The following is a 15,281-nucleotide window of genomic DNA, read 5'->3' on the forward strand; positions in this document are numbered from 1 at the left end:
GTAGGGTGGTCCCGGAACGACCTCGACGAGCGGAGACGATGATGACCCACGCGCACGACGACGAGCGCCGCCAGGCGGTGGCGGGCCCGACCCGCTTCTTCGGCGACGAGGCGTTCGAGGACGACGGTGGCACGACGCTGCGCTGGCTCGGCATGGCCGGGTTCCTGCTCACCTCGCGCGGCACCTCGCTGATGATCGATCCGCTGCTCGGCGGCTTCGACATGCCGGTGCTGATCGACTTCCCGATCGCCGCGGCCGCCGTGCCACGCCTGGACGCGGTGCTGGTGACGCACAGCGACAACGACCACTTCAGCCGGCCGACCTGCCGCGAGCTCGCGCCGGTCACAACCGCGTTCCACTCGACGCGCTACGTCGCCTCGGAGATGACCGCCGAGGGGCTGCCGGCGCACGGGCACGGGATCGACGACGCGTTCGAGGTCGGCGGCGTCGGCGTCCGGCTGACCCCGGCCGACCACGCCTGGCAGAACGCGTTCCCCGAGCCGGGGCAGCGCTTCTTCGAGGAGGAGGACGCCTGCGGCTTCTGGCTCGAGACTCCCGACGGCACGGTCTGGGCGCCGGGCGACTCGCGGCTGATCCGCGAGCACCACCTCACCGGGCCGAGCCCCGACGTGATGCTCTTCGACTTCTCGGACAGCGAGTGGCATTTCACCTTCGAGGGCGCGACCGAGATGGCGGACGCGCATCCGACGTCGCAGCTGCTGCTGCACCACTGGGGCTCAGTCGATTCGCCGGACTTCGCGCCGTTCAACGGCGACCCGGCGGACGTGCTGCGCGCGGTGTCGCATCCGGAGCGGGTGCACGTGCTGGCGCCCGGGGAGCCCTTCCGGCTGGGCTGAGGGGTCCGGCTGGGCTGAGCAGCGGCTCGCGGTCGGGGTCGCCGCGCTCAGACCGCCGGCTGCGCCGCGGGGAGCACCAGGGCCGAGCGGCGGCCGAGCAGCCAGACCGTGAGCGCGAAGCCGCTCAGCACGGCGCCGGCGACGCAGACCGCGCCCCAGCCGCCGTGGGTCCAGAGGAAGGACGCGAGGGCCGAGCCGATCGCTCCGCAGACGAAGTTGGTCGTCACGAACGCGGTGTTCAGCCGGCTGCGCGCGGACGGGTCGACCTGGAACATCCGCGACTGGACCAGGATGTTGTGGCCCTGGATCGCGACGTCGAGCACCAGGATCGCGACGATGACCGCGACGATCGAGCCGCCTCCGACGCCGGCGATCACGAACGACAGCAGCACGGCCGCCCAGGCGACGCCGATCGTCGGGAGCGCCAGGCCGCGGTCGTGCAGGTGCCCGGCGCGCTGGGCGGCGATCGCGCCGGCGAGGCCGATCAGGCCGAAGAGCCCGATCGTGCCGACGTCGAAGGAGAACGGCGGGGCGCTGAGCAGGAAGGTCAGCGAGGTCCAGAATATCGTGAAGACGGCGAAGGACGTGCCACCGAGGGCGAGGCTCCAGCGCACCGAGCGCTCGCGCCGGACGATGGCGAAGACGGAGGCGATCAGGGCCGGGTAGCGCAGGCGGGTGCGCGGCGGGAGCGACGGGATCGCTCGGGCGAGCAGGACCGCGAGCACCACGCCCGCGACCGCCGCGACCACGTAGACGGTGCGCCAGCCGGCGGCCTGCGCGATGAGGCCGCTGATGGTCCGCGAGACGAGGATGCCGGTCAGGATGCCCGAGACGACGGTGCCGACGACCCGGCCGCGGGTGGCGTCGTCGGCGAGGTCGCCCGCGAGCGGGGCGAGGATCTGGCCGGCGACGGTGGTCAGGCCGACCAGCGCGAGGGTGGCGACGAGCACGGCGAAGGTCGGGGCGAGTGCGCAGGCGAGCAGGGCGAGGGAGGCGCAGAGCATCGCGGCCGGGACGAGGACGCGGCGGTCGAGCACGTCGCCGAGCGGGACGAAGAGGAGCACGCCGAGGGCGTAGCCGAGCTGCGTCGCGGTGACGAGCCAGCCCGCGGATCCGGTGCTGGTGCCGAGGTCGGTGGCGAGGAAGTCGAGCAGCGGCTGGGCCCAGTAGAGGTTGCCGACGGCGACGCCGCCCGCGATCGCGAAGAGGAGGGTGGTGCGGCGGTTCACTCGGCGGTCCTGTCGGCGGGGGCGGGGTGGTGGGCGGCGGGGCTGGTCCGGGTCGTCTGCGCGGTCTGGGTCGTCTGCGCGCTCTGCGTCGCCGACCAGCTCGCGAGCAGCTTCAGGGCGTCGTCGCTCGGCGAGCCGGGGTCCGCGCTGTAGATGAGGAAGTCGAGACCGGGGTCGCCGAGCGGCTCGAACGCCTCGTAGCTGAGATGCAGGTCGCCGACGATCGGGTGGTGGAAGAACTTGCTGCCGCTGGCGTGGTGGCGCACCTCGTGGGCGCCCCAGCGGGTGCGGAACTCGTCGCTCCGGGTGGAGAGCTCGCCGACGAGCGCCTGGAGGTCGGCGTCGTGCGGGGCGCGGCCGGCCTCGGTGCGGAGGATGCCGACGGTGATGTCGGCGGCGGTGCTCCAGACCGGGTAGAACGCCTCGGCCAGCTCGCGCTGCAGGAAGGCGAAGCGGGCGAGGTTGACCGGGCGCTCCGGGAGCGCGTAGAGGTCGGCGTAGAGCGCACGGAACAGGTCGTTCTCGACCAGGACGTCGAGGCGGCCGTTGCGGACGAAGGCGGGGGCCGAGGTGATCGACTCGACCGCGAGCCGCATGCTCGGGCGGACGGCCGCGGGCGCACGACGGCGGGAGCGCAGCGGCGAGCGCTCGGCGGCGCGGGCGAGGTCGAAGAGGTGCTCGCGCTCGGCGCGGTCGAGGCGGAGGGCGTCGGCGAGCGCCGTCAGCACCGATTCGGACGCCCCGCGGAGGTCGCCGCGCTCGAGCCGCGAGTAGTACTCGATGCTCACGCCGGCCAGCTGGGCCACCTCGCTGCGGCGCAGGCCCGGGACCCGCCGGTGGCCGCCGGCGGGCAGCTCGACCTGCTCGGGGGTCAGCCGGGCCCGGCGGGAGGTCAGGAAGTCGCGCGCCTCGGGGTCGTTCGTCATGGTTGTCACGCTACGGCGCGGAAGCGCGGCGAGGGATGCCCTGCGGGGGCACCGGTGCCGCGGGCGGGGGCGACCTGGGGAGCGGCGGCGAGCTTGCATGCTGATGGAGTAGGCCGCGAAGCGGGCGTATGGAGATCCACCACCGTCGGAAGACCGGTCTGCAGACACGCCCTGCTGGGATGCGTGGGTCTCGATACGCCCCTGCGGGGCTACTCGACCAGCATGTTCTGCGGGCGTCTCTTCCAAGTAGATCCACCCGCATGCGGCACCACTGCTGGAGGACGTGGGTCTCGATACGCCCCTGCGGGGCTACTCGACCAGCATGGGAGGGCCTGCGGGCACACGCGCGGAGGGAACCGCCCCATGCTGATCGAGTAGGCCGCGAAGCGGACGTATCGAGATCCACCACCGTCTGAAGACACGCCCTGCTGATGACGGCGGGTCTCGATACGCCCCTGCGGGGCTACTCGACCAGCATGCAGGGGGCATGGGCGGCCTCCGCCGACGTCGTGCGCCGGCGAAGGCGTCAGGGGCGGTCGAGGCGGGGGGCGGCGGCCAGCAGGCGGCGGGTGTAGGCCTCGCGCGGGGCGCCGAGGACGGCGGCGGCCGGGCCGGACTCGACGAGGCGGCCGTCGCGCATCACGGCGATGCGGTCGCTCATGTGCGCGATGACGCCGAGGTCGTGCGAGATCAGGAGCAGGGCGAGGCCGTGGCGGCGCTGGAGGTCGTCGAGCAGGTCGAGGATCTGCGCCTGGACGGAGACGTCGAGGGCCGAGACCGGCTCGTCGCAGATCAGGACGTCGGGGCGGGTCGCCAGGGCGCGCGCGATCGAGACGCGCTGGCGCTGCCCGCCGGAGAGAGTGCGCGGGGAGCGCCGCTCCAGCGACGGCGCGAGGCAGACGCTCTCGAGCAGCGCCGGCACCGACTCCGCGCCCGCGTCGCGCAGCAGCCGGCCGACGCTCCAGCGCGGATCGAACGACGACAGGCTGTCCTGGTAGATCGCGCCGATCCGCGGGCGGAGCGGTCGCCGTGCGCGCTCGGTGGCGGCCGACCACGGGCCGCCGTCGAACTCGACCGAGCCCGCATCCGGGCGCCGCAGCGCGAGCAGCAGCCGGGCGACCGTGCTCTTGCCCGAGCCGGACTCGCCGACGAGGCCGAGGGTCTCGCCGCGGCGCAGCTCGAGGCCGACGCCGTCGACGGCCGTGCGGGTTCCGCCGCCGGGGCGGGGGAAGCGGGTGACGAGGTCCGTCGCCCGCAGCAGCAGCTCGCCGGGTGCCGCGGGCGGGACGACAGGCGCGTCCGGATCCGTCAGCTGCGACCCGCGCGGCCGCCCGGCCGGGACCGCGGCGACGAGCGTCCGCGCCGGGACCGACTCCGGCGCGCGCAGCACCCGCGCCGCCGGGCCGTCCTCGACGACCCGGCCGTCCGCGAGCACCAGGATCCGGTCGGCGAGCCCGGCGACGACGGCGAGGTCGTGCGAGACCAGCAGCAGCGCCCGGCCGCGCGCCTTCTGCTCGGCGAACAGCTCGAGCACGCGCGCCTGCACGGTGACGTCGAGGGCGGTGGTCGGCTCGTCGGCCACCAGCAGCGGCGGGTCGAGCGCGATCGCGGCGGCGAGCAGCGCCCGCTGGCGGAGCCCCCCGGAGAGCTCGCCGGAGCGGTCGCGCATCCGCTCCTCCGGGTCGGGCATGCCGACGCTCGCGAGCACCTCGGCCACCCGCGCCGACGCCTCCGCCGCGGACAGCCGCGAGTGCAGGCGCAGCACGTCGCCGATCTCGCGGCCGACCGGGCGCAGCGGATCGAGCGAGAGCAGCGCGTCCTGCGGCACGAAGCCGACGCCGGCACCGCGGAGGCGGCGCAGCGAGCGCGCGCCCGCACCGATCACCTCCTGGTCGCCGACCCGGACGCTCCCGGTCGCCGCTCCCCCGCTCAGACCCAGCAGCGCCCGCGCGGTCACGCTCTTGCCCGAGCCCGACTCGCCGACGATCGCGACGCACTCCCCCGGCTCGATGCGGAAGGACACCCCGTGCACGACCTCGACGCCGTCGAAGGTGACGCGGAGGTCCTCCACCACGGCGACACTGCCCGCACGCGCGGCGCTCATCGCGCACCCCGCAGCCGGCCGCCGAGCACCGTCGTCGCGAGCGTGGTCAGCACGATCGCGAGCCCCGGGAAGACCGTCAGCCACCAGGCGCTCGAGAGGTAGGTGCGGCCCGCGGAGAGCATCGCGCCCCACTCCGGCGCCGGCGGCTCGGCGCCGAGGCCCAAGTAGCTCAGCGCCGAGGCCCAGACGATCGCCTGCCCGACGCCGAGCGTCGCCAGCACCGCGAGCGGGCCGAAGGTGTTCGGCAGCACGTGTGCGAGCAGGATCCGCGGCGAGGAGTGGCCGAGCACGCGCGCCGCCTCGACGTAGCCGGAGTCGCGGATGCCGAGCAGCTGCGTCCGGAGGATGCGCGCGTAGCCGGGCGCGGTGGAGAGGCCGACCGCGACCGTCGCGGGAACGACTCCGGGGCCGGTGACCACGATGACCAGCAGCGCGAGCAGCAGCGCGGGGAAGGCGAAGAGGACCTCGAGGACGCGGCCGATCACGCCGTCGACGAAGCGGCCGCCGAACGCCGCGGCGACGCCCAGCACGGCGCCGAGCACCAGGCCGATCGCGGTGGCGCTGACGCCGATGAGGAGGGAGGCGCCGGCGCCGGAGATCAGGCGGCTGAGCACGTCGCGGCCCGACTCGTCGGTGCCGAGGAGGTGGCCGGCCGAGGGCGGGTCGAAGGCGTCGCGCGGGGCGATCGCGAGCGGATCGAAGGGGGCGAGGAGGTCGGGGGCGACGGCCGCGAGCAGCAGGAGGACGACGAAGGCGAGGGCGAGCAGCTCGCCGACGCGGAGGCGGCCGGCGGCCCGGCGCGAGGGGCGGGCGGCGCGCAGCTCGAGCTCGCTCACGCGCGGGCCTCCTGCGGGCGGGCGGCGGCGAGGCGCGGGTCGACGAGGCGGGCGACGAGGTCCGTCGCCAGGGTGACGACGATGTAGGCGAGGGCGGTGACGAGGACCACGCCGGTGACGACGGGCACGTCGCGGACCGTCACCGCGGCCAGCAGCGTCCGGCCGAGGCCGGGCCGGGCGAAGATCGTCTCGACCACCACCGCGCCGCCGATCAGGTAGCCGAACGCCCAGCCCGAGAGCGAGACGCCCGGCAGCACCGCGTGCCGGAGGGCGTGCCGGAGCCGGATGCCGAGCTCGCCCTCGCCGCGAGCGCGGGCCGCGAGCACGAACGGCGACTCCAGCGCGTCGAGGAGGGAGCGGCGCATCACCTGACCGAGGAAGCCGGCCAGCGGGATCGCGAGGGTCAGCGCGGGCAGGACGAGGCCGTTCGCGGAGCCGGTGCTGACCGGCGGGAACCAGCGCAGCGCGGTCGCGAAGACGGCGATCAGCACGGTGGCGAGCCAGAAGTGCGGGAGGGCGGCGGCGGTCAGCTCGAGTCCGGAGCCGATCGCGGCGGCCACGCGGCCGCCGCGGGTCGACCAGAGCGCGGTGGCGAGGGCGAGGACCCAGGCGAGGGTCAGCGCGAGCGCGGCCAGGAGGAGGGTGCCCGGCAGCTGCTGGGCAAGCAGGTCGGCGACGGGGGTGCGCAGGGAGTAGGAGGTGCCGAGGTCGCCGCGGGCCAGGCGGCCGAGCTGGGTGAGGTACTGCACGAGGAGCGGCTGGTCGAGGCCGTACTGCTCGCGGACCGCGGCGAGAGCCTCCGGGGACGCCTGCGAGCCGGGGCCGCCGAGGATCGCCTGCGCGGGGTCGCCGGGGATCAGGCGGATGAGGAAGAACACGGCCGTCGCGACCGCCCAGAGCACCACGAGCGCGCCGCCGAGGCGCAGGAGGAGGCGGCGGATCATCGGGGGCTCCTTCCGGGGTGCGGGTTCTGGCGGGTGGGTCTCGATACGCCGCTTCGCGGCTACTCGACCAGCATGCGACCCATGTCGATCGAGTAGCCCGCGGAGCGGGCGTATCGAGATCCACCACCGTCAGGACGCTGAGTCTGCAGACCCGCCCTGCTGGTGGTGGCGGGTCTCGATACGCCCCTGCGGGGCTACTCGACCAGCATGGTGGAGGAGGCTGCGCCGCTCCTCCGCCAGCGGGCGATCCATGCTGATCGAGTAGCTCGCGGAGCGGGCGTATCGAGATCCACCGTGATCAGGACGGTGGGTCTCGATACGCCGCTCCGCGGCTACTCGACCAGCATGCAGGGCCACTCCGCGGCTACTCGACCAGCATGCAGGGCCACTCCGCGGCTACTCGACCAGCATGCAGGGCCGCTGCGCGGCTACTCGACCAGCATGCTCCGGGCGCGAGCCTCGGAAGCAGAGCGGGCGCCGAGGGTCAGAGCCAGGCGTCCGCGAACCAGGGGGTCGAGACGGTGGCCAGTGCGGCGACGCCCTGGACGGCGGAGCGGTGCAGGTAGTGGTTCTGCTGGTCGTAGAGCGGCAGGATCCAGTAGCCCTCGAGCACGATCCGCTGGGCCTGCGAGTAGAGGTCGGCGCGCTCGGTCTCGTCGACGGTCGCGCTCGCCTGCTCGAGCAGGGCGTCGAGGGCGGGATCGTTCACCTGGGCGTGGTTGGCGAAGTAGCCGCTCGGCGCCGGGGTGATGCCGGAGGACGCGTAGAGGGTGCGCAGCACGTCCGGTCCGACCTTCGTGTACGGCGCGCTGACCAGCTCGTACTCGTTCGCCGCGAGCGCGGTGTACCAGCTGGAGAGATCGAGCAGGCTGATCTGCACGTCGAAGCCCGCGACCTTCGCCGACGCCTGGATCTGCTCGAACAGCGACTGCTCGGCCGGGATCGACTGGTTGGTGCTGACCGGCAGGCGCAGGACGAGCGGCGCGCCGTCCTTCTCGCGGATGCCGTCGCCGTCGGAGTCGGCCCAGCCCGCGGCCGTGAGGAGGTCCTCCGCGGCGGCGATCTCGTCGTCCGAGCCGGCGTCCTCGAAGAGCGACGGGTCGGAGTAGGCGGTCGCCTCGCTGCTCGACAGCGGCGAGTACGAGCGCTCGGCGGTGCCGAAGAAGAGGGAGTCGATCGCGTCGTTGACGCCGACGGCGCGGATGAACGCCTCGCGCACGCTCTGGTCGTCGAAGGGCGCCTGGCCGGAGTTGAGCTCGAGGCGGTTCACCGAGCCGGGGCGGGGCGCGTCGATCTCGACCAGGTCGGAGGCGTCGGTGGCGGCCGCGAGAGTGTCGGGCTGAGCGTTGTCGATCACGTCGACCTCGCCCGCCTGCAGTGCCGCGTAGCGGGTGGCGGAGTCGGGGATGAAGCGCCAGGTGATGCTCGAGAGGTAGGCGGGGCCGTCGTGTCCCTCGCCGGTCGGGCCGGTCGCGGCGTCGTAGTCGTCGTTGCGGGTGAGGGTCACGTGGTCCTGCTTGACCCACTCCGTCACCGTGAACGGGCCCGTGCCGACGGGCGCCTCGCAGTTCGCCTCCTCGCCGCGGGCGATGCCGGTGGGCGACTCGATCGCGGTCCACGGCTGCGAGAGCGACTCGAGCAGCGCGCTGTCGGGGGCGCTGAGGGCGAAGCGGGCGACGGTCGGCGAGACGGCGGTGACCGACTCGACCTTCGCGACGGCGAGGTAGCCGGTGGAGGACTTGGTCGCCGGATCCTGCAGGTGCGCGATGTTCGCGGCGACCGCGTCGGCGTCGAGCGGGGTGCCGTCGGTGAAGGTCAGGCCCTCGCGGAGGGTGAAGTCGTAGCTGAGCGCGTCGTCCGAGACGGTCCACGACTCCGCGAGCCACGGGGTGATCGTGCCGTCGTCGCTGCGCGAGACGAGCGACTCCAGCACCTGGGTCGCGAGCAGCGCCTGCGGGTAGTTGCCGCCGACGTGCGGGTCGAGGCAGGTGGGCTCTGCGTCGCCGGTCGCGTAGGTGAGGACGCCGTCGGCGACCGGGGTGCTGGAGCCTCCCCCGGTGTCGCCGCCGTCGGCGGTGCAGCCGGTCAGCAGGAGGGCGGAGGCAGCGAGGGCGGCGAGGGCGGAACGGCGCAGAGTCATGGCGGCTTTCGTCAGGAGGGGGAAGCCGCGTTTCTTGGACCCGGCCCACTAAACGCTACCAGCGCGCTCAGCCTCCGGACGGAGGTCCCCCGTTCTGCCTCCCCTCCGCGAGATGCCACTTATGAGCGCGACACGCCGAGAAAAGCGTGCACAAGTGGCATCTCGCAGAAGGGGGCGGACGGGTGGGTCAGCCGGCGGTCGAGGCGCGGACGACGAGCTCGGGCTGGAAGACGACCTGGCGGGGCTCGGACTCGAGGAGCAGCTCGACGGCGGTCGCGCCGATCAGGGCGCTCGGCTGGCGGATGCTCGACAGCGGCACGATCGTCGCGGTCGCGAAGGCGATGTCGTCGTAGCCGATCAGCGCGACGTCCTCCGGCACCCGCAGCTCGCCGAGCAGCATCAGCCCCTGCAGCACGCCGACGGCGAGCAGGTCGTTCGCGCAGAAGACGGCGTCGGGGCGCTCGGGCGCGTCGCGCTCGGCGAGCGCCCGCCCCGCGGCCCGGCCGTCCAGCACGGTCAGTCCCGGCGTCGGCAGCACCTCGAGCGTCGCGCCCGGCACCGCCGCCACGGCCTCGCGCGCGCCGGCGAACCGGTCCGCGACCTGGCGGATCGACTCCGGCCCGCCGACCACGGCGATCCGCCGGCGCCCGAGCCCGAGCAGGTGCTCGACCGCGAGCCGCCCGCCGGCGACGTCGTCGACCGCGACCGACGAGAACGCGCTGTCCCCCGACTCCCGGTCGACCAGCACGCAGGGGATGCCGTGCGCGCGGAGCCGGTCCAGCCGCGCCGACCCCTCCCCCTGCGGCGAGATCAGCACCCCGCTCACCCGTTGCTCCTCGAAGAGGTCGAGGTAGGAGTCCTCGCGGTCGGCCTCGGCGTCGGTGCTCGCCAGGAGCACGGAGAGCCCGGCCTCGGCGGCGCGGGCCTGGGCGCCGCGGGCGAGCTCGGCGAAGAACGGGTTGCCGGCGTCGAGCACGACGAGGCCGATGCTGCGGCTGCGGCCGGCGCGGAGCTGGCGGGCCGCGTCGTTCCGGACGAAGCCGAGCTCGGCGATCGCGGACTGCACCCGGCGGACGGACTCGGCGCCCACCTTCTCGGGGCGGTTGAGCACGTTCGAGACGGTGCCGACCGAGACTCCGGCGCGAGCGGCGACCTCGCGGACACTGATGGACGCCACATCGTCTCCTCTGGTCGTCGCGGATCGCAGGGCTGCGCGCGATCCGGGAATCATCTCATCCGGCGGCACCGCGGCGGGTGTCCCCCTCAGCAGGCCTTTGACAGCCCGGGAAGCGGAGCGATACGCTCGCCCCACGGCGCTGTGAAACGATTCATACGGTGCCGCCCGGTCGGCGCCACTCGCGCTCGGCCGGATCGCCCCGCACAGAAGGACCCCCACCGTGACCGACCTCAGCCCCGACGTCCTCCGCCAGCTCGAGCAGCAGGCGATCGAACTGCCCTCGTGGGCGTTCGGCAACTCCGGCACCCGCTTCAAGGTGTTCAGCACGCCGGGCACCCCGCGGACCATCGAGGAGAAGATCTCGGACGCCGCGAAGGTCAACGAGCTGACCGGCCTCGCCCCGAGCGTCGCGCTGCACATCCCGTGGGACAAGGTCGACGACTACGCGGCGCTGGGCGAGTTCGCCGCCTCGAAGGGCGTCGCGCTGGGCACGATCAACTCGAACACCTTCCAGGACGACGACTACAAGTTCGGCTCGCTCACGCACTCCGACCCGGTGATCCGCCAGAAGGCGATCGACCACCACCTCGCCTGCATCGACATCATGGACGCGACCGGCTCGCGCGACCTCAAGATCTGGCTCGCCGACGGCTCGAACTACCCGGGCCAGCAGGACATCCGCGGCCGCCAGGACCGCCTCGCCGACTCGCTCGCCGCGATCTACGAGCGCCTCGGCACCGAGCAGCGCCTCGTCCTCGAGTACAAGTTCTTCGAGCCCGCGTTCTACCACACCGATGTTCCGGACTGGGGCACCTCCTACGCCCACGTCGCCGCGCTCGGCGACCGCGCCCTGGTCTGCCTCGACACCGGACACCACGCGCCGGGCACCAACATCGAGTTCATCGTCGCCCAGCTGCTGCGCCTCGGGAAGCTCGGCTCGTTCGACTTCAACTCGCGCTTCTACGCGGACGACGACCTGATCGTCGGCGCGGCCGACCCGTTCCAGCTGTTCCGCATCCTCTTCGAGGTGGTGCGCGGCGGCGGTTACGGCCCGGACTCGCCCGTCGCCTTCATGCTCGACCAGTGCCACAACGTCGAGGACAAGATCCCCGGCCAGATCCGCTCGGTGCTCAACGTGCAGGAGATGACGGCGCGCGCGCTGCTCGTCGACCGCGCGGCCCTCGAGGAGGCGCAGCTCGCCGGCGACGTTCTCGGCGCGAACGGGATCTTCATGGACGCCTTCTACTCCGACGTCCGCCCGGCCCTCGCAGCCTGGCGCTCGGAGCGCGGGCTGCCGGCCGACCCGATGGCGGCATACGCGGCGTCGGGCCACGCGCAGGCTCTGGCGGAGGAGCGCGTCGGCGGCACGCAGTCGAGCTGGGGCGCGTAGGTCTCGGCGGGTGCGCGTGCACAGCTGAGGCTGGAAGGGCCGATCCGAACCGTTTTTGACGGATTCGGGATTGCAGCCTGAGTTGTGCACGGCAGCGGGGTGTGATCGGCCTGCGAGCGGGGTCCTGAGCGCCGTCCGGAGCGGACTCCGGGGGCCGATCGGGCCGTTCGGCTGACAGAGATGCACTCCGGCACGCGGAATCGCGGCGTTTCGACGAGCCGAAGGTGCTTCCGCGAGCCCGACGTCGCTTCGGCATGTTCCGGCACGCAGAAGCAGCTCCGGCTCGTGGAATCGCGCCGTTCTCGCGAGCCGGCAGCGATTCATCGAGCCGGAGGTCGCGTCAGGGGTCAGAGCGCCGCCCGGAGGCCCTCGACCAGGTCGTGCTGCGCCTCGTGGCCCGCGCGGGTCGGCACCAGCGGGTAGACGTGCAGCTGGCCGACCGCCTCGTGCAGCTCGAACGGGACACCGGCCGCCGCCGCCTTCTCGGCGAGGACGTGCGCGTCGGGGTTCAGGACGTCGCGGGTGCCGGTGTAGACGCTCAGCGGTCCGAGGCCGGCGAGGTCACCGAAGAGCGGACTGACGATCGGGTCGAGCAGATCGAGCCCGCCGCGCCACTTCTCGGCCAGGACGCGGCCACCGGGGGTGCCGAGCCACGGATCGGTCGGCTGCACCTCGGGGATGCGCGGGTTGCTCCACGACAGATCGAGCGCGGGCGAGATCAGCGTGGTCAGCGGCAGGACGACACCCTCGTCGCGGAGGGCGAGGGCCGTCGACAGCGCGATCTGACCGCCCGCCGAATCGCCGGCCAGCGCCGTGGCGCCGTACCGGTCGAGACTCCGGTGCACCAGCGCGCGGACGCCGTCGCGCGCCTCGAGGGCCGTGCCGAACGGGACGAGCGGGTAGATCGGCAGGGTGACCGCCGCGGACGCCTCGTCCGCGATCCGCGCCGCCAGCCACCAGTGCTGCGGCGCGATCTCGTTGACCCAGCCGCCGCCGTGCGCGTAGACGACCCCGCCGCGGATGCGCTGCGGGCGGATCGTGTAGACCGGCCAGCCGCCGACCTGCTCGACGTCGACGCGCACTCCGGGTCGCAGTCGCGGGGGCGGGCCGTAGCGGGCCGGGCGGAGGGCGTTCTCGCGGATCCGGCGGCGAGCGCCGTCCGCGCTGACGAACGTGCGATTGGCGCGGGCCAGGCGCAGGGCGAGCGGGACGAGGGCGTCGGGAACGGCGAGGGGCATGCCCCAGCATCTCCCGCGGGGATCAGCGGAGCCTGGGCGCTCCGGCGCGCGGCGGATGCGGTCGCGGCTCCCCTCGGCCAGGGTGGTGCGATGGACACTGCACCGCTGCTCACCTGGACCCTCGCGCAGGAGATCCCGGTCCCCGCCGACGTCGACTCCCTCCTGGTGGAGGGGGAGAAGGCGGTCGCGTCGTTCCGCACCCTCCGCGACTCCGCCACCTTCACCACGAAGCGGCTCATCGTGCGTGACGCCCAGGGGCTGACCGGCAAGAAGGTGGAGATCTACTCGCTGCCGTACAGCTCGATCAACATGTGGTCGAGCGAGAACGCGAGGACGTTCGACCTCAATTCGGAGGTCGAGCTGTGGACGCGCGCCGGGCACATCAAGGTGAAGCTCGGGCGCGGAGCGGACATCCGGCGGCTCGACTCGTTGCTCGCCTGGGCGGTCCTGCACCAGCACTGACGCGGGCGGGCGCGCGTCAGTCGGCGCCGCCGCCCCCGCCGCCGTCCGCGCCGCCCCCACCATCGGAGCCGCCGCTGTCCGACGAGCCGCCGTCCGAGGAGCCTCCGTCCGGCGAGCCGCCGTCGTCGGCGCGGCCGTCGCGGGTGTCCGAGCCACTCGAGGTGCCGTCGCCCGTCGCGGCGGTCGAGCCGCCGTCCCGCGAAACGGGACGAGCACCCGGTGCGCCCGCGCGCATCCGCAGGACGGTCGCGATGACCGATCCGACGACCGCGATGGCGACGACGAGGGCGACGAGCGCCGCGATCTGCTGGTTCTCCACGTCCGGCTCCTGACTACGTGAGTGAATCCTCAGCTTCACCGTAGCGAGCAGGGCTGGACGAGGGCGACGGGACGGAGGCCGCGCAGAACATCGGCTAGGAGTGGCTCTCATCGCCGATGGGCGATGAGGGACGCTCTCGGCTGATGTTCTGCCGAGCGGCGGGTCTCGATACGCCCCTGCGGGGCTACTCGACCAGCATGACGGGACGCCGCCGCATCCTTGCGTTCCGGATTGATCACCCTGGCGGTGCGGGGCTGTCCATGCTGATCGAGTAGCCCGCGCAGCGGGCGTATCGAGATCCACCAGCATCAGAACATCGGTCTGCAGACCTGTCCTGCTGGGGACGGCGGGTCTCGATACGCCCCTGCGGGGCTACTCGACCAGCCTGTGAGGGCCGCCGACGCTTGCGTTCCCTCATCACCGAGACGCGAAGCGGCTTCGCCGCTCGATAGGCTGCCGGGCTGCTCGGCCAGCAGGGTGGGCCGCCGCGGGCGCGCGCGCCGGGCGCTACGGTGACCCCATGCCGAGACAGCCGACGATCCGCGACGTCGCGGTCAGCGCGGGCGTCTCGTATCAGACCGTCTCGCGCGTGCTCAACGACAGCCCGCAGGTCCGGCCGCGCACCCGCGACAAGGTGCTCGCGGCCATCGACGACCTCGGCTTCCGCCGCAGCGCCGCCGCCCGCGCGCTGGCGGCCGGCCGCTCCGGGCTGATCGGCATCCTCGCCGCGGAGAGCCACAGCTTCTACGGCACCGCCACGGCGATGGCCGCGATCGAGCAGGCCGCGCGCGACGCCGGATACCGGGTGCCGGTGGTCAACGCGGCACCCGACGCGGAGTCGCTGGCCGCCGCGCTCGAGCACCTGCAGCGCGAGGCGGTCGAGGCGATCGTCGTGCTCGCGCCGCAGGAGCGCGCGCTCGAGGCGATCGAGAGCCTCGCGATCCGCGTGCCGTTCGTCACCCTCGGGGCGGCGGGGCGCGGGGCAGACCCGCGGCTCCTCGTCGACCAGGCCGCGGGTGCCCGGCTCGCCGCCGAGCACCTCCTCGCGCTCGGCCACACCCGCATCGCGCACCTCGCCGGTCCGCAGCACTGGGTGGAGGCGCACGCCCGACTCGACGGGTTCACCGCGCGGATGTCGGAGGCGGGGCTGGAGCCGGCCGCGGTGATCAGCGGCGACTGGACCGCGGAGTCCGGCTACCGGGCGGGGCTGCGGCTGCTCGACGAGGTCGCCGACCTCACCGCCGTGGTCGCCGGCAACGATCAGATGGCGCTCGGACTGCTGCACGCCTGCGCGGATCGCGGCGTGCACGTGCCCGAGGACCTCAGTGTCGTCGGCTTCGACGACGTGCCCGAGGCCGCGCACTACCGGCCGCCGCTGACGACGATCCGGCAGGACTTCGCCGAGGTCGGGCGGCGCACGATCGGGGTGGTGCTGGCGGAGCTGCGCGGCGAGCCGGCCGCCGTCGACCGGCCGGTGCCGCCGGTGCTGGTGGAGCGGGCCTCGACGCGGGCGATCTGAGGCGGGGCGCCGGCGACGGCGGGTCTCGATACGCGCCCTGCGGGCGCTACTCGACCAGCATGAAGAAGGTGGATCTCGATACGCGCCCTCCGGGCGCTACTCGATCAGCATGAGCACGACGCGGGGCAGAGCGCGCGATC

Annotated in this window: 13 protein-coding genes; 4 read left to right on the forward strand and 9 right to left on the reverse strand. The window is 73.7% G+C overall.

Going from position 1 to position 15,281, the window contains the following annotated elements; translation table 11 throughout:
* Positions 1-41: 41 nt before the first annotated feature.
* Positions 42-857, forward strand: coding sequence for an MBL fold metallo-hydrolase (locus tag HQQ86_RS11850; protein ID WP_173288264.1), 816 nt, complete (start codon positions 42-44; stop codon positions 855-857).
* Positions 858-904: 47 nt separating this feature from the next.
* On the opposite strand, the gene HQQ86_RS11855 is transcribed toward HQQ86_RS11850, so the two are convergent.
* From HQQ86_RS11855 to HQQ86_RS11885, 7 genes are all read right to left on the reverse strand, one after another.
* Positions 905-2,086: an MFS transporter gene (locus HQQ86_RS11855; RefSeq protein WP_173288265.1), complete on the reverse strand. Its 1,182-nt coding sequence runs from the start codon at positions 2,084-2,086 to the stop codon at positions 905-907.
* On the reverse strand, positions 2,083-3,012 hold the full coding sequence (locus HQQ86_RS11860) for a helix-turn-helix transcriptional regulator (protein ID WP_173288266.1): 930 nt from the start codon (positions 3,010-3,012) through the stop codon (positions 2,083-2,085). Before HQQ86_RS11860 ends, HQQ86_RS11855 begins: the two co-directional genes overlap by 4 nt.
* A gap of 526 nt (positions 3,013-3,538) precedes the next feature.
* Positions 3,539-5,116, reverse strand: coding sequence for an ABC transporter ATP-binding protein (locus HQQ86_RS11865; protein ID WP_173288267.1), 1,578 nt, complete (start codon positions 5,114-5,116; stop codon positions 3,539-3,541).
* Positions 5,113-5,952 (reverse strand): ABC transporter permease, encoded by an 840-nt coding sequence (locus HQQ86_RS11870; protein ID WP_173288268.1) that lies wholly within the window; start codon positions 5,950-5,952, stop codon positions 5,113-5,115. Before HQQ86_RS11870 ends, HQQ86_RS11865 begins: the two co-directional genes overlap by 4 nt.
* Positions 5,949-6,896 carry an ABC transporter permease gene (locus HQQ86_RS11875; protein ID WP_173288269.1) on the reverse strand — a complete coding sequence of 316 codons (948 nt, stop codon included), beginning with the start codon at positions 6,894-6,896 and terminating at the stop codon, positions 5,949-5,951. Before HQQ86_RS11875 ends, HQQ86_RS11870 begins: the two co-directional genes overlap by 4 nt.
* A 484-nt stretch (positions 6,897-7,380) precedes the next feature.
* Complete coding sequence (locus tag HQQ86_RS11880; RefSeq protein ID WP_173288270.1) at positions 7,381-9,036, reverse strand: ABC transporter substrate-binding protein; 1,656 nt, start codon at positions 9,034-9,036, stop codon at positions 7,381-7,383.
* Positions 9,037-9,223: 187 nt separating this feature from the next.
* The gene (locus tag HQQ86_RS11885; RefSeq protein ID WP_367948629.1) at positions 9,224-10,213 is read right to left on the reverse strand and encodes a LacI family DNA-binding transcriptional regulator; all 990 of its coding nucleotides are present in this window, start codon (positions 10,211-10,213) and stop codon (positions 9,224-9,226) included.
* A gap of 220 nt (positions 10,214-10,433) precedes the next feature.
* On the opposite strand from HQQ86_RS11885, the gene rhaI reads away from it, so the two are divergent.
* A complete protein-coding gene (gene rhaI, locus HQQ86_RS11890) occupies positions 10,434-11,603 on the forward strand; it encodes an L-rhamnose isomerase (protein WP_173288272.1) in 1,170 nt (389 codons plus the stop codon).
* A gap of 347 nt (positions 11,604-11,950) precedes the next feature.
* Here rhaI and HQQ86_RS11895 read toward each other — a convergent pair whose 3' ends face one another.
* On the reverse strand, positions 11,951-12,841 hold the full coding sequence (locus HQQ86_RS11895; RefSeq protein ID WP_173288274.1) for an alpha/beta hydrolase fold domain-containing protein: 891 nt from the start codon (positions 12,839-12,841) through the stop codon (positions 11,951-11,953).
* A gap of 90 nt (positions 12,842-12,931) precedes the next feature.
* Between HQQ86_RS11895 and HQQ86_RS11900 the strand changes: the two genes are divergently transcribed.
* Positions 12,932-13,303 carry a PH domain-containing protein gene (locus HQQ86_RS11900; RefSeq protein ID WP_173288276.1) on the forward strand — a complete coding sequence of 124 codons (372 nt, stop codon included), beginning with the start codon at positions 12,932-12,934 and terminating at the stop codon, positions 13,301-13,303.
* Positions 13,304-13,319: 16 nt separating this feature from the next.
* Here HQQ86_RS11900 and HQQ86_RS11905 read toward each other — a convergent pair whose 3' ends face one another.
* Entirely contained in the window at positions 13,320-13,622 is a 303-nt protein-coding gene (locus HQQ86_RS11905) for a hypothetical protein (protein WP_216845332.1), read from the reverse strand.
* A 520-nt stretch (positions 13,623-14,142) separates the two neighbouring features.
* Here HQQ86_RS11905 and HQQ86_RS11910 point away from each other — a divergent pair.
* Positions 14,143-15,141, forward strand: coding sequence for a substrate-binding domain-containing protein (locus HQQ86_RS11910; protein WP_173288278.1), 999 nt, complete (start codon positions 14,143-14,145; stop codon positions 15,139-15,141).
* Positions 15,142-15,281: the final 140 nt, after the last annotated feature.

Source organism: Rathayibacter sp. VKM Ac-2857 (assembly GCF_013205025.1).
GTDB lineage: Bacteria > Actinomycetota > Actinomycetes > Actinomycetales > Microbacteriaceae > Rathayibacter.